Source organism: Exiguobacterium sp. s181, assembly GCF_018617125.1.
GTDB lineage: Bacteria > Bacillota > Bacilli > Exiguobacteriales > Exiguobacteriaceae > Exiguobacterium > Exiguobacterium profundum.
The window spans coordinates 123,038-147,891 of record NZ_JACSJM010000003.1 but is presented as its reverse complement, the minus strand read 5'-3'; the positions used below and the strand labels follow the sequence as shown (position 1 = coordinate 147,891).

26 protein-coding genes are annotated in these 24,854 nt (G+C 47.8%); 14 read left to right on the top strand and 12 right to left on the bottom strand.

Translation table 11 applies throughout. The annotated features are described in order from the left end of the window. Positions 1-44: 44 nt before the first annotated feature. The 5 genes from KNO70_RS12145 (at position 45) to KNO70_RS12125 (ending at position 3,779) form a co-directional block, all read left to right on the top strand. Complete coding sequence (locus KNO70_RS12145) at positions 45-773, top strand: GntR family transcriptional regulator (RefSeq protein ID WP_074035076.1); 729 nt, start codon at positions 45-47, stop codon at positions 771-773. A gap of 41 nt (positions 774-814) precedes the next feature. Beyond that, complete coding sequence (locus KNO70_RS16185; RefSeq protein ID WP_371816104.1) at positions 815-1,327, top strand: ATP-binding cassette domain-containing protein; 513 nt, start codon at positions 815-817, stop codon at positions 1,325-1,327. A gap of 157 nt (positions 1,328-1,484) precedes the next feature. After that, a complete protein-coding gene (locus KNO70_RS12135) occupies positions 1,485-2,492 on the top strand; it encodes an ABC transporter permease (RefSeq protein ID WP_214685033.1) in 1,008 nt (335 codons plus the stop codon). Further along, positions 2,489-3,100 carry a class I SAM-dependent methyltransferase gene (locus KNO70_RS12130; RefSeq protein ID WP_214685035.1) on the top strand — a complete coding sequence of 204 codons (612 nt, stop codon included), beginning with the start codon at positions 2,489-2,491 and terminating at the stop codon, positions 3,098-3,100. Before KNO70_RS12135 ends, KNO70_RS12130 begins: the two co-directional genes overlap by 4 nt. Before the next feature lie 16 nt (positions 3,101-3,116). Then, positions 3,117-3,779 carry an NAD(P)H-dependent oxidoreductase gene (locus tag KNO70_RS12125; protein WP_214688929.1) on the top strand — a complete coding sequence of 221 codons (663 nt, stop codon included), beginning with the start codon at positions 3,117-3,119 and terminating at the stop codon, positions 3,777-3,779. Positions 3,780-3,817: 38 nt separating this feature from the next. Here the strand turns inward: KNO70_RS12125 and KNO70_RS12120 are convergent, their stop codons facing one another. Together KNO70_RS12120 and KNO70_RS12115 are read right to left on the bottom strand one after the other, a co-directional pair. Continuing rightward, positions 3,818-4,453, bottom strand: a complete 636-nt coding sequence (locus KNO70_RS12120; RefSeq protein WP_015880377.1) for a nitroreductase family protein — start codon at positions 4,451-4,453, stop codon at positions 3,818-3,820. Next, positions 4,450-4,896 (bottom strand): MarR family winged helix-turn-helix transcriptional regulator, encoded by a 447-nt coding sequence (locus tag KNO70_RS12115; RefSeq protein WP_078146066.1) that lies wholly within the window; start codon positions 4,894-4,896, stop codon positions 4,450-4,452. The genes KNO70_RS12120 and KNO70_RS12115 overlap by 4 nt, the downstream gene beginning before the upstream one ends. Before the next feature lie 181 nt (positions 4,897-5,077). Between KNO70_RS12115 and KNO70_RS12110 the strand changes: the two genes are divergently transcribed. The 5 genes from KNO70_RS12110 to KNO70_RS12090 all read left to right on the top strand — a co-directional run bounded on the left by KNO70_RS12110 (position 5,078) and on the right by KNO70_RS12090 (position 10,874). After that, positions 5,078-7,261, top strand: coding sequence for a malate synthase G (locus tag KNO70_RS12110; RefSeq protein WP_251030118.1), 2,184 nt, complete (start codon positions 5,078-5,080; stop codon positions 7,259-7,261). Continuing rightward, positions 7,258-7,554 carry a hypothetical protein gene (locus KNO70_RS12105; RefSeq protein WP_015880380.1) on the top strand — a complete coding sequence of 99 codons (297 nt, stop codon included), beginning with the start codon at positions 7,258-7,260 and terminating at the stop codon, positions 7,552-7,554. The genes KNO70_RS12110 and KNO70_RS12105 overlap by 4 nt, the downstream gene beginning before the upstream one ends. Before the next feature lie 75 nt (positions 7,555-7,629). Further along, positions 7,630-8,898: an isocitrate lyase gene (aceA, locus tag KNO70_RS12100; RefSeq protein ID WP_214685041.1), complete on the top strand. Its 1,269-nt coding sequence runs from the start codon at positions 7,630-7,632 to the stop codon at positions 8,896-8,898. A gap of 216 nt (positions 8,899-9,114) precedes the next feature. Further along, the gene (locus KNO70_RS12095) at positions 9,115-10,440 is read left to right on the top strand and encodes a PepSY-associated TM helix domain-containing protein (RefSeq protein ID WP_214812651.1); all 1,326 of its coding nucleotides are present in this window, start codon (positions 9,115-9,117) and stop codon (positions 10,438-10,440) included. Then, positions 10,437-10,874 (top strand): hypothetical protein, encoded by a 438-nt coding sequence (locus tag KNO70_RS12090; RefSeq protein WP_078146070.1) that lies wholly within the window; start codon positions 10,437-10,439, stop codon positions 10,872-10,874. The genes KNO70_RS12095 and KNO70_RS12090 overlap by 4 nt, the downstream gene beginning before the upstream one ends. A 26-nt stretch (positions 10,875-10,900) precedes the next feature. Here KNO70_RS12090 and KNO70_RS12085 read toward each other — a convergent pair whose 3' ends face one another. Both KNO70_RS12085 and KNO70_RS12080 read right to left on the bottom strand, forming a co-directional pair. After that, entirely contained in the window at positions 10,901-11,164 is a 264-nt protein-coding gene (locus KNO70_RS12085; protein ID WP_047795807.1) for an LlsX family protein, read from the bottom strand. Positions 11,165-11,229: 65 nt separating this feature from the next. Continuing rightward, positions 11,230-12,420: a LysM peptidoglycan-binding domain-containing protein gene (locus KNO70_RS12080; protein WP_214812650.1), complete on the bottom strand. Its 1,191-nt coding sequence runs from the start codon at positions 12,418-12,420 to the stop codon at positions 11,230-11,232. A 265-nt stretch (positions 12,421-12,685) separates the two neighbouring features. Here KNO70_RS12080 and KNO70_RS16180 point away from each other — a divergent pair, with 265 nt between their 5' ends. Together KNO70_RS16180 and KNO70_RS16175 are read left to right on the top strand one after the other, a co-directional pair. Then, the gene (locus KNO70_RS16180) at positions 12,686-13,123 is read left to right on the top strand and encodes a FixH family protein (RefSeq protein WP_251025600.1); all 438 of its coding nucleotides are present in this window, start codon (positions 12,686-12,688) and stop codon (positions 13,121-13,123) included. A gap of 33 nt (positions 13,124-13,156) precedes the next feature. After that, on the top strand, positions 13,157-13,435 hold the full coding sequence (locus KNO70_RS16175) for a FixH family protein (protein ID WP_371816105.1): 279 nt from the start codon (positions 13,157-13,159) through the stop codon (positions 13,433-13,435). Positions 13,436-13,465: 30 nt separating this feature from the next. Here the strand turns inward: KNO70_RS16175 and KNO70_RS12070 are convergent, their stop codons facing one another. The 6 genes from KNO70_RS12070 to KNO70_RS12045 all read right to left on the bottom strand — a co-directional run bounded on the left by KNO70_RS12070 (position 13,466) and on the right by KNO70_RS12045 (position 18,840). Continuing rightward, on the bottom strand, positions 13,466-15,091 hold the full coding sequence (locus KNO70_RS12070) for an ABC-F family ATP-binding cassette domain-containing protein (RefSeq protein WP_015880408.1): 1,626 nt from the start codon (positions 15,089-15,091) through the stop codon (positions 13,466-13,468). 165 nt (positions 15,092-15,256) lie between these two features. Continuing rightward, positions 15,257-15,976, bottom strand: a complete 720-nt coding sequence (locus KNO70_RS12065; RefSeq protein WP_078146073.1) for a DNA/RNA nuclease SfsA — start codon at positions 15,974-15,976, stop codon at positions 15,257-15,259. Beyond that, the gene (locus KNO70_RS12060) at positions 15,963-16,427 is read right to left on the bottom strand and encodes an SACOL1771 family peroxiredoxin (RefSeq protein WP_078146074.1); all 465 of its coding nucleotides are present in this window, start codon (positions 16,425-16,427) and stop codon (positions 15,963-15,965) included. The genes KNO70_RS12065 and KNO70_RS12060 overlap by 14 nt, the downstream gene beginning before the upstream one ends. A 52-nt stretch (positions 16,428-16,479) precedes the next feature. Continuing rightward, positions 16,480-17,718, bottom strand: coding sequence for a peptidase T (gene pepT, locus KNO70_RS12055; protein ID WP_214685053.1), 1,239 nt, complete (start codon positions 17,716-17,718; stop codon positions 16,480-16,482). Between the two features lie 97 nt (positions 17,719-17,815). Further along, the gene (locus tag KNO70_RS12050; protein WP_214685055.1) at positions 17,816-18,490 is read right to left on the bottom strand and encodes an LrgB family protein; all 675 of its coding nucleotides are present in this window, start codon (positions 18,488-18,490) and stop codon (positions 17,816-17,818) included. Further along, positions 18,487-18,840, bottom strand: a complete 354-nt coding sequence (locus KNO70_RS12045) for a CidA/LrgA family protein (RefSeq protein WP_214685057.1) — start codon at positions 18,838-18,840, stop codon at positions 18,487-18,489. The genes KNO70_RS12050 and KNO70_RS12045 overlap by 4 nt, the downstream gene beginning before the upstream one ends. A 149-nt stretch (positions 18,841-18,989) precedes the next feature. On the opposite strand from KNO70_RS12045, the gene KNO70_RS12040 reads away from it, so the two are divergent. Further along, a complete protein-coding gene (locus KNO70_RS12040; RefSeq protein ID WP_078146077.1) occupies positions 18,990-19,727 on the top strand; it encodes a YwqG family protein in 738 nt (245 codons plus the stop codon). A 44-nt stretch (positions 19,728-19,771) separates the two neighbouring features. Here KNO70_RS12040 and KNO70_RS12035 read toward each other — a convergent pair whose 3' ends face one another. Beyond that, on the bottom strand, positions 19,772-22,924 hold the full coding sequence (locus tag KNO70_RS12035) for an efflux RND transporter permease subunit (RefSeq protein WP_078146078.1): 3,153 nt from the start codon (positions 22,922-22,924) through the stop codon (positions 19,772-19,774). Between the two features lie 32 nt (positions 22,925-22,956). Continuing rightward, positions 22,957-23,523: a TetR/AcrR family transcriptional regulator gene (locus KNO70_RS12030; RefSeq protein ID WP_214688922.1), complete on the bottom strand. Its 567-nt coding sequence runs from the start codon at positions 23,521-23,523 to the stop codon at positions 22,957-22,959. A 226-nt stretch (positions 23,524-23,749) separates the two neighbouring features. On the opposite strand from KNO70_RS12030, the gene KNO70_RS12025 reads away from it, so the two are divergent. Further along, positions 23,750-24,811: a Fe(3+) ABC transporter substrate-binding protein gene (locus KNO70_RS12025; RefSeq protein ID WP_015880417.1), complete on the top strand. Its 1,062-nt coding sequence runs from the start codon at positions 23,750-23,752 to the stop codon at positions 24,809-24,811. Positions 24,812-24,854 lie beyond the last annotated feature (43 nt).

The following is a 24,854-nucleotide window of genomic DNA, read 5'->3' as shown; positions in this document are numbered from 1 at the left end:
TTTTTTGATATATTGTACATATATGTCTATACATGAGGTGCTATATGTCTACTAAGAAAAAACCGAAATATGAAACCATTGCTGATGAAATTCGTAAAAGAATTATTGAACACGTTTATCCGCTAGAACATGCATTACCTGATGAAATCCATTTGGCCCAAGAGTTTGGGGTGAGCCGAATGACGATGAAACGTGCGCTTGAGATTCTCGTCATGGAAGGGCTGATTTATCGTAAACGTGGTAAAGGAACATTCATTTTACAGTCGAGCTTCCAAAAAGATCGCATCAACGTGATTAGTAAAGAAACGAGAGGGCTGACTCAAGTAATCGGAGATCGCTCGTTACGAAGTGAAGTCCTGAATTTTGAGGTGAAGTTTCCGTGTCAGGAAGTCGCCAATCATCTCATGATTGAGCTGACAGAACCGGTCTATGAAATACGTCGTGTGCGTTACGTAGACGATGAGCCGTATGTCATCGAATTGACGTACATGGTTGCTAACCTCATTACAGGAATCACACGTGAAATTTTGGAAAAATCCGTGTATGCGTATATTCAAGAAGATCTGGGTTATACGATTACAAGCTCGCATAAAGTGATTCGAGCAGATAAACCGGATGAGTACGACCAAGCTTACTTGAAGAATGATATCACTGAACCGATTATCGAAGTCGAGCAAGTGGTCTATTTAAGTAACGGGAAACCGTTCGAGTATTCGTTTGCCCGTCATCGATACGATAAATTTGTGTTTTCATCGGTCAATATTGTGAAGTAAAAGTCGCCGCGATGGCGACTTTTTCGTAAGGAGGACCCATCGTGGATGTGAAAATTGAACAAGCAGGATACGAGATAAACGAGCCCGTCATCCAAGACATTTCGTTTGATGTACGGGCAGGTGAGATTTTAGGGGTGATTGGGTCGAATGGTGCGGGAAAAACGACCACCATCGCCTGTCTTACCGGAACGATTCCTTGGATGAAGGGAACGGTTGAGATGGAACGCTATGCGTTTATCCCGGAACAACCGGTCTACTATGATTATTTGACGCTATCTGAACATATTGCACTCGTCCAAGAATTAACGGGAATCGATTCAACAGAAAAAACGGAGGAGTTGCTACAGCTATTCCGGTTAGAGCATGTGACCGATCGGTATCTCTCCTCTTTTTCAAAAGGGATGAAACAGAAGGCGATGATTCTATTGGCGCTCATTCAAGAAGCGCGGGTATTGATTGTCGATGAACCATTTATCGGATTGGATGCGACGACGACGATTCAGTTACTTCGACTGTTAGAAGCGGAGCGTACGAGGGGGCAAGTGTCTTATTAGTCACACACGTTCTTGATACGGCCGAGCGATTATGCGACCGATTCGTATGGATTGATGATGGACAACTGCTCGCGAGTGGGACGAAAGTGGAGATTCGAGAAGCGCTCGATACAGAGGGGATGACCTTGTTTGACATGATGGAAGATGTGGCGATGCGATGATTGCGAAACGATTGTTTTGGATGCGTGTCTCCCGGTACATAAAACAGCAATGGAAGACGGTCCGATTGATTGTCGACTGGACGATTTTTTTATACGGTGTCCTTCCTCTTCTCATATGGGCAGGCTATTCCTACTGGCAAGTCTGGGAAGGGAACTTCCCCTGGTTAGGTGACATCCCTTATTTTCTCTGGGCACTTCTGATTGGATGGTTCATGTGGCAAGACCGTATGTTTGTCTGGATTGAGCGTGCCGATCTCATCCTTGTGTCAAACCGGGGCATGATTCGGGATTTAAAAAGGTATTCGGTTTGGTATCAACTTACGCAACACGTGATTCAATATGGATGCTATCTGCTGTTGCTTGCACCGATTCTATACGTAAAAGGAAGGGACGTGGGCGAGATTCTCGCGTTTGGGGCTGCACTTTTTCTACTCGCTTGGTGTCACGCATGGGTCCAGTATCATCTACGTCTCCGACACGCCCATCTCATGAAGCGATTTTTAATCGTACTCCTTGCTTTTGTAGGCGTGTATGCGTTATTGATTGAGTCGATATTGCTTAGTGTGTTGATCGGAAGCATCATGGTCACATTTGCGTTATACGTAGGGGAAGCATGGGTGTCGAAACATCCGAGTGTCGGTCGAGAAATTGAAATCGGAGAACGTGAGCGTGCCTCATTCGATCGTGTCCTGTTGACGACGTCAGGAGCCATCGAGAAGACGAGTGAGCGGAAACGTCCCCTGTATCGACCGAGACCGAATCGCTTCGGCACCGTCAGACGGACGATGGCACTCCTTATGTACTTTAGAACGCCGAGTCATCGGAATTTATGGTTTCGACTCATTCCGCTCGGGATCACGAGCGTGATTCTTCTCCCAAGTTGGTTCAAACTAGTGGTTCCGATTTATCTGTTGTATGTCGCCTATCAAGAACAGACGTCGTTCACGAGAGAAATGGAGCGACATCCATTCTTTCAATCCATTCAAGAAAGAGGTTCATCATGAACGAACAGCAGTATGAGCAACTGTTACAAATCGAGACGGCCAAACCTCAGCAAGGATTTCCGTCCTCGGCCGAATATCATCGTTATGAGCCGACTCCTTACGAGGCACTCGATTTGCTTCGGGATGCGTATCCGTTAGAGTCCACAGATACCATCGTGGATTTCGGTTCGGGAAAAGGACGTCTGCCGTTCTATTTAGCGTATACGTTTCGTGTGAGGGCGATTGGTGTCGAGATGGACGGTGGATTTCATGAGGAGGCACTTCAAAATTGGATGAGCTATACGAGGAAACATCGTAATCGGGGAAGTGTTCAATTGGAACAGGGATTCGCGGAGGGATTCATGATTCCACCGGATGCGAATCGATTCTACTTCTTTAATCCGTTCTCGGTGAACGTCTTCCGCCAAGTGATTGCCAACATCATCGAATCTGTTGAAACGGTTCCTCGCCCGGTCGATGTGATTTTATATTATCCGGCGGATGAGTACCTCCATTATTTGAACGACGAGACGCCTTTTCAGTACGTACAAACGGTGCGATTGCCGCTGAAGAATCTTCATGAGCGATTTTTGATTTATCGGTTTGATATGATGGAGTCATCTTGGTAATGGAGGAGTGAGCACGATGAAAAAGAAAGACATTTTAGAAGCGTATCGTTGGCGTCAAGCGACGAAAGCGTTCGATGCGGATCGTAAAATCAAAGAAGAGGACATGGAGTTCATTTTAGAGACGGGACGTCTTTCGCCGAGTTCGTTCGGATTCGAGCCATGGCAATTCGTCGTGGTGCGTCGGGAAGATTTACTCCAAAAGATTAAAGATCATGCATGGGGAGCGCAAGGTCAGGCACTGACTGCCAGTCACTTTGTGTTGATCCTCGCAAGAACACCGAAAGCCATGCGTTACGATTCGGACTATATTCGTTATATCGTGACGGGTGTACAGGGCCGGACGGAAGAAGAATACGCACAGCGCGTGAAACGGGTACAGGAGTTCCAGGAGGACGACTACCGTCTTTTAGACGATGAGCGTGTCTTCCAGGAATGGATCAAGCGTCAGACATATATCCCTCTTGGGAACATGATGACGGCTGCCGCACAAATCGAGATCGATTCATGCCCAATTGAAGGGTTCAATCAAGAGGAGATCGATGAGTTGTTAATCTCAGAAGGTGTGATGGAACGTGGGGAATGGTCACTTTCAGTCATGGTCGCATTTGGGTATCGAGCGCGCGACTTTGCACCGAAAACACGTCGTGATTTTAACGAAGTCGTCAAATATATCGGATGAAAAAAAGGTCAATCGCCTCAGCGATTGACCTTTTTGAATTATTTCCAGTCTGTGATGCGGTCGACTGGGAAACGGACTGATGGGTAACCTTCTTCGGCTGCTTTCCCGATAGAGAGAAGCATGACTGGGAGGTAACGCTCTTTGTCGAGACCGAACGCTTCAGCGATGTTCGCTTTATCATATCCACCGATTGGGTTTGTGTCATATCCGTGTGCGCGTGCGACGAGCATGAGCTGCATCGCAACGAGACCTGAATCGAGCATGATGCTATCTTTGATCATTTCTTTCGGTGCATCTTTGAAGATGCCTTTGATCATGTCGACTTGACGGTCACGGACCTCAGCCGGCATCATACCGCGCTCTACTGCTGTATCGAAAATCTCTTCTGTGTAATCTGCCATCTGATAGTCGGCGAAGAGTGCGATCACAGCTGAAGATGTTTCCACTTGGCGTTTGTTGAAGCTTGCGAGTGGGAGGAGTGTTTCTTTTCCTTCTGCGCTATCGATGACGACGAAGCGCCATGGCTGTAAGTTAAGGGATGAAGGAGCTGTTGTCGCTTCTTCAAGAATTTGTGTCATTTCTTCTTTTGAAATTTTGACGTTCTCATCGTATACACGAATCGAGCGGCGTCCTTTGACAATCTCCATAAAGTCTTTTTGTGTGGCAGTGTTCATATTGTAGTCTTCCTTTCATGGTCAATAGTATCTTGTAACATCGTGAGTGATGCTAATAACTGTTGTTGATCCTCTACCTTCATGTTGACAAAAAGTCGGTCCGTTAAGCACTCTTTTTGCTCAGTCCAATGTGCAATTTGTTCACGACCATCGTCTGTCAACTCAACATAGATGACACGGTTGTCTTGTTCACAGCGTCTCCGCGTGATGAGTCCTTGTGTCTCTAACTGTTTCAAGTGTCGGGTGATGGCGGCATGGTCGACATCGACGCGCTGTTGCAATTCACGTTGCCGCAATGGACCGACGTGATACAAGTTGCTCAAAATGTCGTAGCGACTCAAGCTGAGCCCGTCCATTTCAGAGTCGAATAATTGCCCTAATTCTTTTTGTACCGTGATGATGTGATAGAGAATTTGATCACGAAGCGAGCAAGAATCTCGCATGCACATCGCCTCCTCAAATCATTGATGACTCAATCATTGATGGGTCACACAATGTATAGTAAACCCATCCTGACGATATTTCAAATAAAAAGTTTTAAAAAATAGGTTGTCAAACTGTTATATAATAGTCTATATTATAACCAACTGATATATAACAATGATTAAAGGAGGATGTGAACGCTTGGAACACTATGAACGACTAGATAAGTATCATATTCATGAGAAACTGCTCGAATTTGTGAATAAAAACGTTCTTGAACCTCATGAAATCAATGATTTTTGGGAAGGGGTCGAATCGCTTCTAGAGCGTTTCATTCCAGTGAATCAGACACTTCTAGAGCAGCGCAAGACATTCGAGCGATTGTTACAGGAATGGTACAGTAGGCAAGACGAAGTCAATCCAATCGAATACGAGACATTTTTAACGTCGATCGGCTATATCGAACCGGTCGTCGAAGATTTTAATATCGACGTGTTGAATGTCGATCGCGAAATCGCTCATCAAGCGGGACCGCAACTCGTCGTACCGTTAGACAATGCCAGATATGCACTCAATGCCGCCAACGCCAGATGGGGAAGTCTCTACGACGCTCTTTATGGGACGGACATGATTGACGAGACGGACGGTATGGAAAAGGGGAGAGCATATAATCCCGTTCGCGGTAATGAGGTCATTCGGTTAGCGAAACAGTTTCTGGATGACACGTTTCCGCTACCATCAGGGTCGCACAAGGAAGTGACACGATACGTCGTTCGTGATGATGTCGCTTATGCGGTAATCGGGGACGACGAGCATTCGTTCGCTGATGATTCCTTCGTCGGTTACACCGGGGAACCGAACGAGTTGAAGACGTTGATGCTCCAGCACAATGCCTTGCACGTTGAACTTCAATTCGACCGCGAGCATCCGATCGGAAAGATTGATCCTGCTGGACTGATGGACATCGAGCTCGAATCAGCCCTATCCGCAATCGTGGATTGTGAGGACTCGGTCGCAGCCGTTTGTGCGGAAGACAAAGTTCATCTGTATCGTAATTGGCTCGGTCTGATGGATGGGACGCTTGAAGCCTCTTTCCAAAAGAATGGGAAGCGACTCTCTCGGCGTTTAAACGAAGATAAACGTTTGATTGGAAAAGGTGGAGCGGAAGTCGTCCTCCCGGGACGCGCGCTCTTATTCATTCGGAACGTCGGACACTTGATGACGACGGACTTGATCCTTGATGCAGCAGGGCGCGAGGTGCCAGAAGGAATCGTGGATGCCATCTTCACTTCATTGATCGCAAGTCGCCATCTCCATCGTCGTCTCAACTCTCGAGAAGGATCGATCTATATCGTCAAACCGAAAATGCACGGCTCTGAAGAAGTTGCATTCACCAATGACTTGTTTGACGCCGTAGAAGATTTACTGGATCTTCCTCGCCATACGTTAAAAGTCGGCGTGATGGATGAAGAGAGACGAACATCGCTCAACTTGAAAAATTGTATCGCGCAAGTAAAAGAGCGAGTCGTCTTCATCAACACAGGCTTCCTCGACCGGACGGGAGACGAGATTCATTCCTCGATGACACTCGGACCGATGCGTCGGAAGGGAGAAATGAAGACGTCACCTTGGCTCGCTGCATATGAACGGTTGAATGTATCAACCGGTCTCGAGAGTGGGTTCCATCATCAAGCACAAATCGGAAAAGGGATGTGGGCGATGCCTGACCGGATGCGGGACATGATGCGTGAAAAAATGGCACATGTACGGTCCGGGGCGACGACGGCATGGGTGCCTTCACCGACCGCGGCGACGCTCCATGCGATGCACTATCATCAACTCGATGCTTTTGATGTACAGCGAGAATTGATCAAGCAACCTCATTCGAAACATGAGAGACAACAACTCCTCGACATTCCGCTCGCGACACGCATCTATTCGCAAGACGAGATCAATGAAGAGCTTGAGAACAACTTGCAAGGATTGCTCGGGTACGTCGTCCGTTGGGTCGAACAAGGTGTCGGTTGTTCGAAAGTGCCGGATATTCACCATATCGGACTGATGGAAGACCGGGCGACACTCCGGATTTCGAGCCAACACGTGGCCAACTGGTTGCATCACGGCATCTGTTCAGCAGAACAAGTCGAGGTCACCCTTTATCGGATGGCACGAGTCGTCGATGAGCAAAACGAGTCAGACCCGAATTATCGACCGATGACGCCGAACGTCGATCAGTCGATCGCCTATCAAGCCGCCCACGAACTCGTGTTTCATGGGTTGAAACAGCCGAACGGGTATACGGAACCAATCTTACATCGCCGCCGCCGTGAATTTATGAAACGACAAACTGTGGAGTTCAATTTAAAAGGAGGAACCTCATCATGACAACGAAAAAAATGGAAAGCGAACAGTTGATTGAACGTTGGGTCGTCCGCCGCATCGTATCTGGAGAATCGACAGCATCTTTGGCGAATACGGCATTCGTATACGGCAACGACTTGATGCGCCTCGTCTTGGATCGTGCAGACGGTTCGCTCCAAATCATGAAAGAGCCAATCGATGAAGTCGTCGTTTTCCGCAAACCAGAGGATCGTGACGAAGAAAACGTCTGTCGTTGCTGCGGGATGGAGCATTCGACGTTTAAGGCAGCGTTGGAATGCTGCGCTTACCTCGACTAAATCATTTCATTTGCACCATCTGTTATATAACAAAATTAATTTTATGAAATTAATATAATACAGGAGGGTTTATTGATGAAACAACGTGAAGAATTGTTGAACAGCTGGAAGTCAGAACGATTTGAAGGGGTAGAACGTCCATACTCTGTAGAAGACGTCATGAAATTACGAGGGTCTATCGTGATTGAACATACGCTTGCGACAAAGGGAGCGGAACGCCTGTGGCAATTGATGCACGAGCGTGACTACGTCCATGCACTCGGTGCGTTGACAGGGAACCAGGCGATTCAGCAAGTAAAAGCAGGACTCGAATCCATCTATTTGAGTGGTTGGCAAGTAGCGGCGGATGCGAACCTGTCAGGTCACATGTATCCGGACCAAAGTCTATATCCGGCCAACTCGGTACCAAGTGTCGTCAAACGAATCAACCAAGCGCTTCAACGTGCTGACCAAATTCAAACGGCAGAAGGGAAAGGCGACACGCATTGGTTCGCACCGATTGTCGCGGATATGGAAGCCGGTTTTGGTGGGGTGCTCAACGTATTCGAATTGACGAAGGCGATGATCGAAGCAGGTGCTGCCGGCGTTCACCTCGAAGACCAGCTCTCGTCTGAGAAGAAATGTGGTCACCTCGGTGGGAAGGTGTTGCTCCCGACGCAGACGGCTGTGAAAAACTTGATTTCGGCTCGGCTCGCGGCAGACGTCATGGGCGTCCCGACAATCATCGTAGCGCGGACAGATGCGCACGCGGCGAACTTGATCACGAGCGACATCGACCCAATCGATCATCCGTTCATCATTGGAGAGCGTACGCCGGAAGGCTTCTATCGTACGGAAGCTGGTATCGAGCAAGCTATCGCTCGCGGTCTCGCTTATGCACCGTATGCAGATCTCGTCTGGTGTGAGACGTCTGAACCAGATTTAGCAGAGGCACGTCAATTTGCCGAAGCGATTCATGCGAAGTATCCAGGCAAACTTCTCGCTTACAACTGCTCGCCATCGTTCAACTGGAAGAAGAAATTGTCAGACGAAGAGATTGCCACGTTCCAACAAGAAATCGGTGCAATGGGCTACAAGTTCCAGTTCGTCACACTCGCTGGATTCCACGCGCTCAACTTCGGCATGTTCGAGCTCGCACGCGGGTACAAAGATCGCGGCATGGCAGCGTACTCGGAGTTACAACAAGCAGAATTTGCGGCTGAAGTACATGGTTACACGGCGACACGTCACCAACGGGAAGTCGGAACGGGTTACTTCGATGAAGTCTCGCTCGTCATCTCAGGTGGACAATCATCAACGACTGCACTGGCTGGATCGACAGAAGCAGAGCAATTCACAAATTGATCATATTTTGGAGACGCCAACTTGTTGGTGTCTCTTTCTTTATGTGAAAGTGTGTGAATCAGTTCGATGAATATGTGAAAAAAAGATGAATCAAAATTCATTTTAACTTCTTCAATTCGACGAATAGTTGCCACAAATAGTAAGAGTAAACCGTTTCCATTCCTTGTATACTCAATCTGTTCACAAGTTGGACACAATGATAAAGGGGGAAGCATCATGCAAGGGGAACGGTTAAACAAACGTAACGCTTGGTATCAAGCGATTTGGCGTTGGCACTTTTATGCAGGTCTCATATTTGCACCGATTTTCATTATCTTGGCTGTGACAGGAAGCATTTATTTATTTGAACCGCAAGTAACAAAGATGCAATACAAAGACATGATGACGGCATCTTTCACGGAAGAACAGCCGATAGAAGTCCAAAAGGAATCATTCATGACAGAATATCCGGATGCGATGATCACATCGATTCGTTTGCCGGATGAAGGTGAATCGACTCGAATCGGTTGGATGAACGAAGACGAGATGATGTATACATATATTCATCCAGAAACGACAGAAGTTTTAGGAACACGGTCTGCTGAAGGTAGCATGGATTTATTAGTTGTGATTCATGGCACACTATTAGGTGGTCAAATCGGGAGCTGGGTCGTCGAACTCGCGGCGTCCTGGGCAATCATTCTTCTTATTACGGGGACATTCTTGTTTTGGCCACGTGGTAAGAATCCGCTTCGGATGCTTATGCCGAAGCTTGGGAAAGGACGACAGTGGTGGAAGCAGATGCACGGTAGCGTCGCCTTATGGTCATCGCTAGGCCTCGTGCTCATTATCAGTTCAGGGTTGGCTTGGTCATCCGTTTCGGGTGCGATGCTGCAGTGGGTTTCCTCGTCGACAAACACGGGAGCACCGATGTATGCCTATGCGTTTGGTACCAAGCCGGAATCGACCGTGACGACAAAAGATGTGGCAGAAGACGTACCTTGGGCGACCCAAGCAGATCTCGTTCCAACTTCTTCTCCAAGTACGCTGTTGCCGATTGATTTGAATCAAGTGGTTAACAAGTCCACGATGGATCGACCGTACACGATCTCGCTTCCGGAAGGCGAAACAGGCGTCTATACTATCACATCGGCAGCGGGACATCCATTTAAAGAAGCGACGGTGAACTTAGATCAATACAGTGGTGAAACACTCAGCTCTGTGACATACGCAGATTACGGGGTTCTCGGAAAACTGATTACGGTCGGAATCGCCTTCCATGAAGGTCGCCTCTTCGGTTTGCTCAATCAATTGGTTGGGGTCGCACTTTGTCTAGGTCTCATTTTCGTGGTCATCAGCTCGTTCGTGATGTGGCGCAAACGGAGAATCGGATCGATCGAACAGATGAAGCGGTTTGAGGACGAACGGATCAAACGAATCGTCGGTATTTTGATTCTACTTCTTGGTGTGACATTACCGCTCGCAGGGATCAGTATTCTTGTCGTTCTCCTATTTGATTGGTTAGTCGGGCGCCGGAAGTTGAAAGCGGAGGTGGCGGCATGAAACGATTTAAAGCAGTCCTTCCTGTCATCCTAGCGACGATTTGGTTAGGTGCGTGTCAACTTCAGCCAGTAGAACGCACCATTGATCCGATTGGCATTCAACTGATCGTACCTGAACGTGTAGAAGTTGGCTCGACGACGCTTGCGATGAAAATATCGAATGATGAACGTGTGACAGAAAGCCATATTCAAGTCACGCCTTACGATTCGGAAGAGACCCGGACGTATGAAGTGACAGAAAAGGATGGCTATCTCGTGACGAGCGTGAAACTCAATCAAGGAATCTATCAAGTGAACGGCATGGTGCATGAAGGGCAGAAAGTGTATACCCCAACTGCATGGATGATTGTCGGCGATGTACCGCAAGACCAAATCGACCAATTGCAGCAACCAATCGTTCACTCACACGACCATGATGGTGAACATCAGCATTAAAAAAGTAACCGTTGCGTATGCAGCGGTTACTTTCGTTTAAGACGTATCCCGATCTCTCCAATGAGAACGGCGAGGCCCATGAATCCGGCACCGAGAATGGCCATCTGATTCTGGTTGGCGACCCCGATTCCGTTCTCGAATTGATAAATCTCACGTGTTAAGAATTGAATCGGCTCACCGGATGTGAGTGCTTGTTCATAACCGAGCCAAATCAAAATCGAGAATGTGGCAATTGAAACCAAAAGTCCGATGAATGCGGTAGTACTGACACGGATTACGGTTCGAGTCATAGCAATTCCTCTTTTCCTGTTTGTATACGATACGTCACAAGCTGAGGAAAAGATTCACGAGGTAATCATTTCGGAATGGTCAACACTTGCCCGACACTGATTAAGCTGACGTTCGTGATATTGTTGGCGGCCGCGATTTTCGCAACAGTTGTGTTATACATCGTCGCAATCTTGTACAGCGTGTCCCCTGATTTGACCGTGTATTTTACCGTAGTTGTCGGTGGTGTGACCGTCGTACCTGGGATGACGAGCACTTGTCCGACATAGATGGAGTTGACGTTTGCGATGTTATTGGCAGCTGCGATTTTTGCGACGGTCGTATTGTACATCGTCGCAATCTTGTAGAGTGTGTCGCCCGATTTCACGGTGTACTTCACGGTCGTCGTAGGTGGTGTAACGGTCGTTCCTGGAATGATGAGCACTTGTCCTACATAAATCAAGCTGTAGTTCGTAATGTTGTTGGCGGCAGCAAGCGCCGAGACGGTGACTCCGTATGTCCGTGCGATACTGTACAACGTATCACCTGACTTCACGGTATACGTTTTGTTCGTCGATGTGTTTTGATATGCAAGTAATTGTGAGATCGTGACAAATTTGTACCCTTTTGCTTTGAGTTGTGAAATCATCGTTGGGAGTGCGAGCGGTGTACCCGGGGCCCCGGCTCCGGTATGCATCAAGACGATTGAACCCGGTTTGATGTTAGTCTGAACTTTCGTGTTGATTTGGCTTGCGGTCAATCCTTTCCAGTCAACCGTATCAATGTTCCATTGAATCGTGTATCCGTATCCTGAAGCCCCGACACCGCTCAATACGGTACTATTCACTGCACCAAACGGGGCTCTGAAAATCGGTTTTGTCGTTTTTCCGGTCAACGATTTAATCAAAGCTTCCGTGCGGTCGAGTTCGGATTTCATCTGCGTGGCAGTCAGTTTGGTGAAGTCAGGGTGTGTATACGAGTGATTTCCGAGTTGATGTCCTTTTGCGGCGATATTTTTAATGTACTGTGGATGGTTATTTGCGCCCGACCCCGTTAAAAAGAAAGTGGCTTTGACATTGTTTTTTGCTAAAATGTCTAAAATCTTGTTCGTGTTCGCCCCGTCTGCCCCGTCATCGAACGTCAATGCGACGACCTTGCTCGTCGTGTTCACGCTCGTGACAAATTTTGAAGCGGCGGCACTGACGGAAATCGATTGTGTGATCACCATCGCCAATAAGATGAACAGCGCCATCGCCCCACGAATGACCTTACGTTTCATCTGAATTCGCCTCCATTCATGATGTAACTCTCTTGATGTTAAGACTTTCCAAATGATTGACCTTGATATATTTTATATACCCCTTTTTAGAAATGATGGACTAAAATTCGGAAATGTACTCAATAAATTTTGATTCAACTATATGTGTGAAATTTGTGAGAATGTATCGCGGGATATATCACAGAATGCTCACACTCTTTTTGGAAAGAGATGGTATCATGAACAATGTGTGAAAGATGTAAGCGATTTATAAGGAGGACTTATGATGAAAAAGATGATGACACGGTTTGGGGTCGTGTTTGGACTCATCGGGTTATTCGTACTCGGTGCGTGTGGTACGGAGAAAGAAGCGGAGAGCGCGGCTGTTCCACAGTCAATGGAACCGGTCGAGGCAGAGTTGACGGTAGAGGCAACGGCTAAAAAGGGAGAGGCGGTACCTTTATCAGTAACAGTCACGCAAGATGGTCAACCTGTAGACGATGCGGATGAAATCAAGTTCGAGGTATGGAAGAATGGTGCGAAGGAAGAAAGTGAGATGATCAAGGCGTCACTCACGAAAGACGGTATCTATGAAGCGGAGACGACGTTCGCGGAAGAAGCGGTCTATACGGTTCAGGTTCACGTGACAGCGCGTTCGATGCACACCATGCCGACGACAAACGTGACGGTTGGACATCCAGAAACGGCTGCTGAAGCAGAATAAGAGAGTGAGCATCATCACCACGCTGGAGCGGATATCACGCTTGATCCGAAAGAGGCGACAGCAGGGGAAGAACAACCATTCATGGTACACGTCATGATTGAAGACGAGATACTCGCAGGGGCGGAAGTACAACTCGAAATCTTCCAAGACGGGGCAGAGAAGCATGAGTGGGTGAAGTTAGAGGAAGCAGATACTGGGATGTATAAAGGTGCACACACCTTTGCTGAATCAGGCGCATACAACGTTCAAGTCCATGTCACGAAAGGTCATGATATTCATGAGCACGTCATGGAGACGGTAAACGTTAAATAAAAAATCGGCTCACGTTGAGCCGATTTTTTATTATGCATTTTGGTAAAGGGATTCAACTTGTTGTTGAAGCGCTTCGTTCTCCAAGTACTCATCGTATGTTGCTTCTTTGTCCACGATGCCATTCGGAGTCACTTCGATGATGCGTGTCGCGATCGTCGAGATGAGCTGATGGTCATGTGAGCTGAAGAGAAGCACGCCTTTGAACGACTCGAGACCGTTGTTGAGTGCTGTGATCGATTCGAGATCCAAGTGGTTCGTCGGATCGTCAAGGACGAGTACGTTCGAGTTCGAGAGCATCATCTTCGAGAGCATGCAGCGTACTTTTTCTCCTCCTGAGAGGACAGACGCCTTCTTCATGACTTCTTCACCTGAGAAGAGCATACGGCCAAGGAATCCACGAAGGAACGTGTCTGACTCATCGGCAGGTGAGAACTGGCGCAACCAGTCGAGGATGCTCTTTTCTGAGCCCTCGAAGTACTCCGAATTGTCTTTCGGGAAGTATGACTGAGTTGTCGTGACGCCCCATTTGACTGACCCTGTGTCTGGCTCCATCTCACCCATGAGAATTTTGAAGAGTGTCGTGATGGCAACGTCCGAACGACCGACGAATGCGACTTTGTCCGTCTTGTTGAGTGAGAACGTGACGTTGTCGAGTACTTTTACACCATCGATCGTCTTCGATACGTTATCGACATAGAGAACATCGTTTCCGATCTCGCGCTCCATCGTGAATCCGACGAACGGATAACGACGTGACGACGGACGGATGTCATCAAGTGTGATCTTATCGAGCAACTTCTTACGAGACGTCGCTTGACGTGCTTTCGATGCGTTCGAGCTGAAACGTGCGATGAAGTTTTGAAGCTCTTTGATTTTCTCTTCTTTCTTCTTGTTCTGGTCTGCCGCCATACGTGTAGCGAGTTGGCTAGACTCATACCAGAAGTCGTAGTTCCCGACATACAATTGGATTTTTCCAAAGTCGAGGTCGGCCATGTGCGTACAGACTTTGTTCAAGAAGTGACGGTCGTGGGAAACGACGATGACTGTGTTTTCAAAGTTGATTAAAAACTCTTCCAACCATTGAATCGCTTTTAGGTCAAGTCCGTTGGTCGGCTCGTCTAAGAGGAGGATATCTGGCTTACCGAAGAGCGCTTGGGCAAGAAGGACTTTGACTTTCTCCCCACCTGTGAGTTCGCTCATTTGTTTCTGGTGGAGCGCTTCAGAGATACCAAGACCTTGGAGGACCATCGAGGCTTCCGACTCTGCTTCCCAACCGTTCAACTCAGCGAATTCTCCTTCAAGTTCAGCTGCGCGCATCCCGTCTTCATCTGAGAAGTCTTCTTTCATGTAGATGGCGTCTTTTTCTTTCATTACTTTGTAGAGACGCTCGTGACCCATGATGACGGTCTCGAGAACTGCACTGTCCTCATACGCGTAGTGGTCCTGTTTGAGGACGGCGAGACGTTCGCCCGGTGTGATGCTGACATCACCCGTCGTCGTATCTTGTTCACCTGATAAAATCTTTAAGAATGTCGATTTTCCGGCACCGTTCGCACCGATCAATCCGTAACAGTTGCCTGGCGTGAACTTGATGTTCACCTCTTCAAACAACTTGCGACCGCCAAATTGTAGGCTGACGTTATTTACTGTAATCATGTATGGTATCCCTCGTTTTTCTGATTAGTTTACGACGTGTATTGTATCACGTTTTTGAAAAACGCGCAGTCGCGTAAAGAGTGGAAGTGAAAAATGACTCTATTCGGTAATTCCCAACATATCATATGTTTAGTAAAAACATAACGTTTCACTTAATACATTTGGTTACTTGAAGTGAGACGTTGTGTCAAAGCAACGAAGTAAACGAATTCCTTCAGGGGAAATAGTGCAGTTCAGTTGCCATATTTCTAATCCGGAAGGTATCGCATCGTTAATCAATTGACGAATTAGATGGTCTTGTTTTCGGTTGGGATTACCGGTATAAATTGGTGCGTCATATAAAAAAACATATAAGAGGACTGCTCTTCCGGTTTGGGGTAGAGTGGAAATCAGAGCGTAGAGATGACGAATCAAACGTTCTGTTTCGATGGGTCGTTTCACTCGTCTACGTTTAAAGTGTGGGAGAGGAATAGTGAGTAGTTCGCTGAGCGGAGCCTTCACTTCCATGAAGATTCCATCAATCTGAAAATCGATCCGTGCACCGTCAGTTACTATTTCACGTTTGATTCCCCTCGGGGTTGAGAAAGCATCAAGCTGGTTCTCGAGTAAGAAAGCTTCAACATAGTCGTTTACACGACCTTGATTGATTCCAATCCATTGTTCACCATCGACTGAAATGGCTTCGACTGTAAAGCGAGTTTTACGATTCGAGTCATAGGTTTCTGAGACGAGGCAGGGGATGTTTTCAAATATAATATCTCCAATCCTTCCTGTTACAGGACAATGGCAAGGCGCGAGCAAATCATCAACGAGTACGTCCATGACAAAGCGATTACGTCTGTTTACAATTATCGCTTTTTTCAAAGGTTCTTCAAATAAAATCATTGCCACTTTTACGTGAAATGACGGTATTCAACTCAAATGCTACATTTCCTGCGAGTGCGCGTGAAATCATACATTGATCTTTCGCTTTTTTCGCGATGCGTTCAACAAGTGTGATCTCTCGATCCGTCATCTCTGTAGGTACTTGAATCGTTGTCGCATAGCGAATCGTCTCGTAAGTGAAGATGCCGTTCGTCACATCGACGATGCCTTCCGCATCAATCGTGATGCCACGGTGAGTCAGGTCACTCCGTCCGAGTACGGCTGCGAGGGTGATGATATAACACGTGGCCGCTGCCCCGAGTAACATCTCATCCGGATTCGTGCCGACTCCGGGACCGTCCATCTCGGGTGGGATCGAAATCTGTGTCTTTAATCGCTCGGCCTCGAGGGTACCGACGTCATTTCGTCCGCCATCCCAGCCGAGGTTCATGCTAAATGTATGCTTCATCAAAAATCGCCTCCAATGTCTCTAGTGTAAAAGAGAACGATTGGAGGCGCATGTGTTATGCTTGTGCGCGCTTCGCGAATGTGCGAAGTGTTTCGATGATAACCGTTGTTGCTTTTTCCATGTTGTTCACAGAGATGTATTCAAACTTCCCGTGATAGTTTTCGCCACCTGTGAAGATGTTCGGCGTCGGAAGGCCCATGTAAGAAAGTTGCGATCCGTCTGTCCCACCACGAATCGGTTCAATCTTCGGTTCGATGCCAAGGCCGCGCATGACGTCAGCGACGGTATCGACGATGTGTTTCACTGGTTCGATTTTCTCGGCCATGTTGTAATACTGATCTTCCATCTGGAGTTCAATCCGTTCTTCCCCGTATTTTTGTTTCCATTCGAGGACAAGTTTCTCCATCAACGCTTTACGTGCTTCGAACTTTTGTTTGTCGTGATCGCGGATGATGTATTGAAGCGTCGTCTTCTCGACGTCCCCATTGAAGCCGTTCAAGTGGAAGAACCCTTCGTAGTTGCTCGTACGTTCCGGTGCCTCATCAGCAGGCAAACGGTTTTGGAACGCCATCGCAAGCTTCATCGAGTTGACCATCTTGTTCTTGGCGCTACCTGGGTGCACGTTCGTCCCGTGGAAGGTGACGGTCGCACCGGCTGCGTTGAAACTCTCATACTGCAACTCTCCAAGTGGACCGCCGTCCATCGTGTAAGCGAAGTCCGCATTGAATCGGGCGACATCGAATTTATGTGGTCCACGTCCGATTTCTTCATCCGGTGTGAAGGCGATGCGGACCGGCCCGTGTGGAATCTCAGGATGAGCCAATAAGTATTCGATCGCTGTGACGATTTCAGCGATTCCTGCTTTATCGTCCGCACCGAGGAGTGTCGTGCCGTCCGTTGTCATGAGCGTATGCCCGACATACCCGTCCAGTTCTGGGAAGTCTTTTGGTGATAACACGACATGAAGCGACTCGTTCAAGACGATGTCGCCACCTTCATAATGCTCGACGAGTTGAGGGGAGACGTTCGTTCCTGTGAAATCGGTCGCCGTATCGACGTGGGCAAGGAAGCCGATAGTCGGTACATCATGATCGACGTTACTCGGAAGTGTGGCGAAGAGATACCCGTATTCGTCCGTCTCGACGTCTGTCAGACCGAGTTCTTTTAATTCTTTCTCCAAATGGCGAATCAAATCCCATTGTTTGGCCGTCGATGGTGTTGTCGTACTTGTGAAATCCGACTGTGTATCAATCTTCGCGTACGTCATTAAGCGTTCAATTAATTTTGCTTGCATGGATTGCCCTCCTCTAATAAGTTTCATCTTCATTAGTTTATCACGCGCAATCGAAGTCGAAACAAAAAAGTCGCGCCCATCGATGGACGCGACCTGTTCAAAAGAGAAACGGATATAGAATCGGCAAGATAAACGAGGTGAAGATTGCGGTCAATCCCATTGCGGCACCACCTGTTGCACCGGACAACGGATGTTCCGTTGCCGCCTGAGCGGTCCCAATCCCGTGACTGATTGTGCCGAGTGTGAGTCCACGCGTGAACGGGTCGTCCATACGAATCCACGTCAATAAGACCGGTCCGAGCATCGCCCCTAAAATACCGCAGGCAACGGCGATCGAGGCCGCAAGTGTTGCATCCCCCTCTAGTTGTCGAGCCAATTCAAGGGCAATCGGGGACGTTGCCGATTTGACCGATAGTGCAATCAATACGTTTTCGGTGAAAGAAAATAACTTGCCGAAAAGTACAGCCACGAAGATTGTGGAAAGTGACCCGATGACAATCGCGCTCAGTGCTCGCTTTGCCCGTGCGAGTAGTACAGGTAAGTTGCGATAGAGCGGTAATCCGAGGGCGACCGTCGCTGGTCCGAGTAAGATGGTGATGAGATCGGTAGCCGGTTCATACGCATCATAGGACTGTCCTGTCACGAGTAACAGAAGAATCAAAATCGCTGTACTTAAGAAGACGACATTGGTGAACGGAGATGCCCACTTCATGGAAAGTCGACGACTGAGCGAATACACGAGAATCGTCGATCCGATCCAAACGTATGTCATGATGTCTCACCTTCTTTCCCGGAAACAAACGCGGTCACGACCATACCCACCGCCATGCTGGCGAGTAACGTGATAAGGAGCGGGATGCCGGCAGCTTTTAACAACGTGCCGTACGCCATAAGGCCGACGGCAATAGGGATGAAGAAGAAGGCGAGATGCTTCGTCAAATATCCGGCACTGTCCTCAATCCATTCCACGCGAATGACTTTTGTTACTAAGAGAATGAGCAACAGCACCATGCCGATGACGCTGCCTGGTACTTTCCACGAGAACGTCTCAACAATCCAGTTTCCGAGCGTGCTCAATCCGAATAAAAGAGCGAGCCCAATCATCCATTTTAATAATTTCATATACATGACTTCCTTTCACGTCATTCAAAACGTATGAATCTTCTCAAATTCAACGAGAGAGGTCAAGAAAAGGGTATAACAAAAAAGGTAAGGGGTACATACGTTCGGGATGCTATACTACATCTATCATAAACAAGCGGGGTGCCGAGATGGAACTAAAAACGATTGAGCAATTTATTCAAGAGCATGGATTACAAAACAGGGAAGACATTTTACATGCGTTCACAAAGCGGGTCAATTTGACAACTTTGCCACGGACAACAAGGGAAGAAGTAGCGGTTGGCCATTCTAAGTTTGGCGGATATCCTGACTTACCACACGCAGACTTGCATCCTGGAGAGAATATGACGTTTTTAGCTCAGTTTCGTTTAAGTGATTTAGCTGAGTTTGAATCCGTAGATGCACTCCCGAAAGAAGGGGTGTTGTCTTTCTTCTATGATTTAGAAGAACAACCTTGGGGAGATGTGGATGAACGTCATCTTTGGCGTGTTCTGTTTACTGAAGAATCGAAACTTGAGCGAGTGCGAGTTGGGGAAGCATTAAATGAACGTGCCGTTTCCTTTAAAGAAAGCTATGCAGAGAATGAATACAGTTTATATGAGCTGCTCGACGAAGAGATGTACGATCGGTTACTCGAACGATTCGAACAAGAAGAACTTCATGCAATCGGTGGACATCCGAGTGAAGTGCAAGGTGACGTTTTTGAAGAGATACAAGAAACATATGGGGAACGATTCGATCATCCTTTCCTATTGTTTCAAATGGACACGTCTGAAGAGTTAGACGTCATGTTCGGGGATGCAGGTATTCTCTATTTTCTCATTCCGGAAGATGCTCTCCGTGCCAAACGGTTTGGAGAAACCGAAATCATTATGCAGTGTTATTGAACGCAAAAAAGGGAGCCGACTCGAATGAGTCGACTCTCTTTTGATTATGCTTGTTTTTTCTTACGGAATCGTGCGAAGAACTCATAGACGATTGGTACGATGAGCAACGTGAGAAGTGTCGAACTTGTGAGTCCGCCAATCACGGTGACCCCGAGACCTTTCGAGATGAGGGCGCCACCCTCGAGACCGAGTGCGAGTGGTGCGAGTGCACCGATTGTCGCGAGTGCGGTCATCAGAATTGGGCGAAGGCGTGTGCCCGCTGCCTCAAGTAACGCTTCACGTGTTGATAAACCAGCTTCTTCTTTATGAATGACGCGGTCAATCAAAACGATGGCGTTCGTGACGACAATCCCGATCAACATGAGTGCCCCGATCAAGGCAGAAACCGAAATCGTTTCACCCGTGATGAGAAGGGCGACGAGTCCCCCGATAATCGCATACGGAAGTGAGAACAACACGACGAATGGCGTGAGTGCCCCACCGAATGTGATGACGAGAACCAAGTATACGATGGCAATCGCGGCGAGCATCGCAAGACCGAGCTGTGTGAACGATTCTTGAATCTGTTCCGTTACACCGCCGACATCATACGATACGCCAGACGGAAGCTCAATCTCTGAAACGCGTTCTTCAATCGCAGCAGACGCTTCTGTCGCTTTATCTGTGCTGAGTTCAACACTTACTTGCGCAAGCAGTTTTCCGTCGCGCTCGACGAGTGTGTCCGGTGTTGTGCCTTCTTCGATTTCAATGAAGTCTGAAATCGGGCGTGGTCCGAACGGTGTCGTGATTTCTTGTGCTTGCAGGTCATCGACACTGTCATACGTCACTTGCTCGTTCGGGATGACGACGTCTAACTGTTTTTCATCCACTGTGACACTTGTAAGTGGACTTTCTGGTGCCTGGAACTGACTGATGACTTGCGCGATTTGACCTGCCGACACACCGGCTTCTGCAGCGGCCTGTTGGTCGACGTTGAACGTGTATTGTACATAGGACTCACGTAAGTCAGATGTCGCTTGACGGACATAATCCGTTTCCTCTTCAATCGTTTCGATGAAAGTCGGCACGATGGCTTCTAAATCTTCAAGGGAGTTGGCATAGACGTTGTATGTGACACCGCTCGTTGCGCCGCCACCTGAGAAGTCTTGTTCTTTCCATTCCCCGTTCGAAGCGAGTTCGTTCAATTTCTCGATATCAGCTAACTTCACATCCGCGAAGTCTTCCGTATCTGGATCATATTGAACGATGAAGATTCCTTGTTTGTTGTTTCCGGGGTTCAGCGGGTTCTCTCCACCGACCGTGAACTGAACATCGGTTGCGTTCGGTTGTTCTTCCATGAAGTATTCTTCTGCCACTTCTGCTGCGGCAATCGAATCTTCAAGTGTTTGACCAGGTTCTGGGTCGAACGTGACGAACAACGTCTTCTCCGAATCCTGATTCAAGAAGTTGACCCCAATCGCTGGGACAAGGGCAAAGCTACCAATCAATAGGGCAGTCGCGAGACCGAACACGACGAGTTTATGGTTCAGTGACCAGTTCAAGACGCCACGATACCATTCCGCGAGCTTGCCTGGACCTTCTTCTGGCTTCAACTTGTCGCGGTTTTTAAAGAACGAGTCGGCCATCATTGGTACGACCGTGATCGCCACGAGTAACGAAGCGAGTAATGCGAAGACGACCGTCAATGCGAACGGCAAGAACAATTCACCGACAAATCCAGTGACAAATCCGAGCGGTAAGAATACCGCGATCGTGACGATGGTCGACGAGGCGATCGGGATGAATACTTCTTTTGTTGCCGCGATAATCAACTCTTTACCGCGAAGTGGTTCGTTCGAACGCGTGAGTCGACGGTAAATGTTCTCGATGACGACGATAGAGTCATCGACGACGCGCCCAATCGCAACAGTCATCGCACCGAGCGTCATGATGTTCAACGTGATATCCAACTGCTTCAAGACGATGAGTGCCATGAGAAGCGACAACGGGATCGAGATGACGGCGATGATCGTCGATCGGAAGTTACGTAAGAACACTAAGATGATGAGGATAGCGAACAACCCACCAAGTAATGCTTTAGACAACATCGTTTCGACCGACTCTTCAATCGGTTGTCCTTGGTCGAGTGTAATTGATACATTCGCCGTATCGTTTTCAGCTTCGAAGTCATTCAATACTTCTTTGACGGCGTTGACGACATCGACCGTGTTCGCATCTTGTGTCTTCGTCACTTGTACGCCGATTGAGCGTTCACCGTTCGAGCGAGAAATCGATTCTTCGATTCCTTTGTCCTCGATTGTCGCAAGTTCACTCAACGCGACAGTCGGAACCGTCGTCGGAACGTTCGGTGGTAATGCCGATGGTGTTTCCGTCGGGACCTCTGTTGGCACGTCTGGCGTTTGACCAGGTGGCAATTCCGTCGGGGCAGACGGTGTCGTCGGCGTTGATTGTGCCGGTGAGTAAGGGATTTGGATGTCGCGGAACGCTTCGAGCGTCTCCGACTTGCCGTCGATGACGACCGCTTGCTCCGTATCACCTAATTCATATAACCCGAGCGCAATTCGAGCGTCATTCGCTTGAATCAATTGTTTGACCGTATCTTCTGTCAAATTGTATTCTGCGAGCGCTTCTTGGTCGAATTGAAGTTCGACGCGGCGAATCTCTTGCCCGGCAATTTGGACGGTTTGCGCACCTTCCACTCCTTCAAGGGCAGGCTGCACTTCTTCCTCGACGAGTTTTGTCAATTCGGCCAAATCAAGACTCTCATCCGAGATGGCAGCCCCGATTACCGGGAAAGCATCGAAACTGAGACGCGACACTTGTGGTTCTTGTGCCGACTCCGGCAATTCGACGTTGCTTAACGCATCTTTGACCTGCTGTTCCGCTTCATCCATATCGGTACTGAAATCATAATCGATTTGGATGTTCGAAGCGTTTTGGAATGACGAAGAACGGACTTGTTCCACACCATTTAAATTTTGTAGACGATCTTCTAACACGGTGCTGACTTCTTCGAGCACTTGCTCAGGGGATGCACCTGGATAAATGGTTGTGACCGAGACGGTCGGAGTCGTAATGTCCGGTAACGTCTCGAGCTTCATCGTCAGACCGGCGAAAAGACCGGCGGCCGTCAAGATGATCGTCATCAACCAAACCGCAAACTTGTTGTTAACGGAGAAGGACGTGATTTTCTGCATGGATTTTTAATCTCCTCTATTATTATGTTGTTTTATGACTCACGATCGATGTCGTGGGCTCGTTCAATCAAGCGTGCGATAATCGCTTGTTTGAGTTCGGCAGGGGGAACACCGACACCGAAGTGTTCGGACATCATCATACCTTCGAGTGCATAACGAATGATCATGGTTTCCACCGGGTCGGCCGTTTGTTGGAACTGTGCGAAGAACGTATCTAAATCATGTTTCCAACGATTGGCGTACTCTTGGTCGACTTCGAACAACGTGAGAAATGCAATCATCTTCTCGACGTCGATTTGGATGGCAGCACGCTCAGGATGTAACTTCGTTTCATCAAATAGACGAACGAACGCCTCGACAGGTCCATGACCTTCTTGTTGCAATGAAGCATATAGCTCGTTTTGTTCTTGTTGTAATCGTTCGACCATCGCCGTCATCAACGCTTCTTTTGAAGGATAATGATAAAGCAGTCCACCTTTAGATACACCCGCAGTCTTGACGACTTCATCTAAGGTAAGTTGGTGCACGCCATGGTTCATGATGATGTCGGTTGCCGCATCCAACAGCTTTTGCTTTGTAACGTTCGATCGGTTTGACATATCTTCACCTCTTTCTGTACCGACCAGACGGTTTGTTTGATTTTACTATATCGTTCGTATTCTTTTGAAGTCAAGAAATGATGTCCTCAAAACTGTCACCAAGTACACATATAGTGTGATAGCGATTGCAGAAAAGTCTTGACGTGAGAATGATTATCAGTGATGATAGGTACTGAGAGTAATTATCATTACCAGAGAGAAATAACCGAACGTGGGGGAATGACAGATGAACAAAAAATATGCAGCTTTAGGAATTTCAGCAGCGTTAACGACATCGCTCCTTGCCGCTTGTGCAAGCACAGATGAGACAACTTCAAATGAAGGCTCAGACGATTCGAACGTCGTCAATGTTTACTCGAGTCGCCACTACGATGTCGATCAACAATTATACAAGCAGTTTGAAGAAGAAACAGGCATCAAAGTCAACGTGGTGGAAGGAAAGAGTGACGAACTTCTCGAGCGTTTGAACACGGAAGGCGAAAACACAGAAGCAGACCTCTTCATTACAGCAGATGCCGGAAACTTGTATCAGGCAAAAGAAGCAGGACATCTTCAAGCGGTCGATAGCGATGAGCTTGAGTCAAACATTCCTGAAAAATATCGTGACACGGACAACGAATGGTTCGGTTTGACGAAACGTGCGCGTGTCATCGTCTACTCAAAAGATCGCGTGAAACCAGAAGATTTGTCGACGTATGAAGCGTTGACAGAAGAACAGTGGAACGGCAAAGTACTCGTCCGTCCATCTGAAAACATGTACAACATCTCACTCCTCGCATCGTTCATCGAAGTGAACGGGGTCGATGAAGCGAAAGAGTGGGCGAAGGGCTTAGTGAACAACATGGCACGCGACCCACAAGGGAACGACCGTGACCAAGCGAAAGCGGTCGTCGCCGGTGAGGGGGACGTGGCCATCATGAACACGTACTACATGGGGCTCATGTTGAATTCTGAAGACGAAGAAGAGAAGAAAGTCGCTGAACAGCTCGGTGTCTTCTTCCCGAACCAAGATACAACAGGCACACACGTGAACATTTCGGGTATCGCCATGACGAAAGCATCGAAGAATACAGAAAACGCTCAAAAATTGATGGAGTTCATGTCAGAACCGTCAGCACAAGAAAAGTTTGCGAGTGTGAACTACGAATATCCAGTCAACGAGTCGGTTGAGCCGAACGAACTTCTTCAATCATGGGGCGAGTTCAAAGAGCAAGACATCAACCTCTCTGCACTTGGTGAAAACCAACAAGAAGCAATCCGCATCTTTAACGAAGTGGGTTGGAAGTAAGATGACTTCGGCTTGAACGAGAGTTCAGGCCGGAGATTTTTGC

Bases quoted from the DNA above. Each gene is read 5' to 3' on its own strand.
- KNO70_RS12145 (WP_074035076.1), top strand. From the start codon at position 45: ATGTCTACTAAGAAAAAACCGAAATATGAAACCATTGCTGATGAAATT.
- KNO70_RS12135 (WP_214685033.1), top strand. From the start codon at position 1,485: ATGATTGCGAAACGATTGTTTTGGATGCGTGTCTCCCGGTACATAAAA.
- KNO70_RS12130 (WP_214685035.1), top strand. From the start codon at position 2,489: ATGAACGAACAGCAGTATGAGCAACTGTTACAAATCGAGACGGCCAAA.
- KNO70_RS12125 (WP_214688929.1), top strand. From the start codon at position 3,117: ATGAAAAAGAAAGACATTTTAGAAGCGTATCGTTGGCGTCAAGCGACG.
- KNO70_RS12120 (WP_015880377.1), bottom strand. From the start codon at position 4,453: ATGAACACTGCCACACAAAAAGACTTTATGGAGATTGTCAAAGGACGC.
- KNO70_RS12115 (WP_078146066.1), bottom strand. From the start codon at position 4,896: ATGCGAGATTCTTGCTCGCTTCGTGATCAAATTCTCTATCACATCATC.
- KNO70_RS12105 (WP_015880380.1), top strand. From the start codon at position 7,258: ATGACAACGAAAAAAATGGAAAGCGAACAGTTGATTGAACGTTGGGTC.
- aceA (WP_214685041.1), top strand. From the start codon at position 7,630: ATGAAACAACGTGAAGAATTGTTGAACAGCTGGAAGTCAGAACGATTT.
- KNO70_RS12095 (WP_214812651.1), top strand. From the start codon at position 9,115: ATGCAAGGGGAACGGTTAAACAAACGTAACGCTTGGTATCAAGCGATT.
- KNO70_RS12090 (WP_078146070.1), top strand. From the start codon at position 10,437: ATGAAACGATTTAAAGCAGTCCTTCCTGTCATCCTAGCGACGATTTGG.
- KNO70_RS12085 (WP_047795807.1), bottom strand. From the start codon at position 11,164: ATGACTCGAACCGTAATCCGTGTCAGTACTACCGCATTCATCGGACTT.
- KNO70_RS12080 (WP_214812650.1), bottom strand. From the start codon at position 12,420: ATGAAACGTAAGGTCATTCGTGGGGCGATGGCGCTGTTCATCTTATTG.
- KNO70_RS16180 (WP_251025600.1), top strand. From the start codon at position 12,686: ATGAAAAAGATGATGACACGGTTTGGGGTCGTGTTTGGACTCATCGGG.
- KNO70_RS12070 (WP_015880408.1), bottom strand. From the start codon at position 15,091: ATGATTACAGTAAATAACGTCAGCCTACAATTTGGCGGTCGCAAGTTG.
- KNO70_RS12065 (WP_078146073.1), bottom strand. From the start codon at position 15,976: ATGATTTTATTTGAAGAACCTTTGAAAAAAGCGATAATTGTAAACAGA.
- pepT (WP_214685053.1), bottom strand. From the start codon at position 17,718: ATGCAAGCAAAATTAATTGAACGCTTAATGACGTACGCGAAGATTGAT.
- KNO70_RS12050 (WP_214685055.1), bottom strand. From the start codon at position 18,490: ATGACATACGTTTGGATCGGATCGACGATTCTCGTGTATTCGCTCAGT.
- KNO70_RS12045 (WP_214685057.1), bottom strand. From the start codon at position 18,840: ATGAAATTATTAAAATGGATGATTGGGCTCGCTCTTTTATTCGGATTG.
- KNO70_RS12040 (WP_078146077.1), top strand. From the start codon at position 18,990: ATGGAACTAAAAACGATTGAGCAATTTATTCAAGAGCATGGATTACAA.
- KNO70_RS12035 (WP_078146078.1), bottom strand. From the start codon at position 22,924: ATGCAGAAAATCACGTCCTTCTCCGTTAACAACAAGTTTGCGGTTTGG.
- KNO70_RS12030 (WP_214688922.1), bottom strand. From the start codon at position 23,523: ATGTCAAACCGATCGAACGTTACAAAGCAAAAGCTGTTGGATGCGGCA.
- KNO70_RS12025 (WP_015880417.1), top strand. From the start codon at position 23,750: ATGAACAAAAAATATGCAGCTTTAGGAATTTCAGCAGCGTTAACGACA.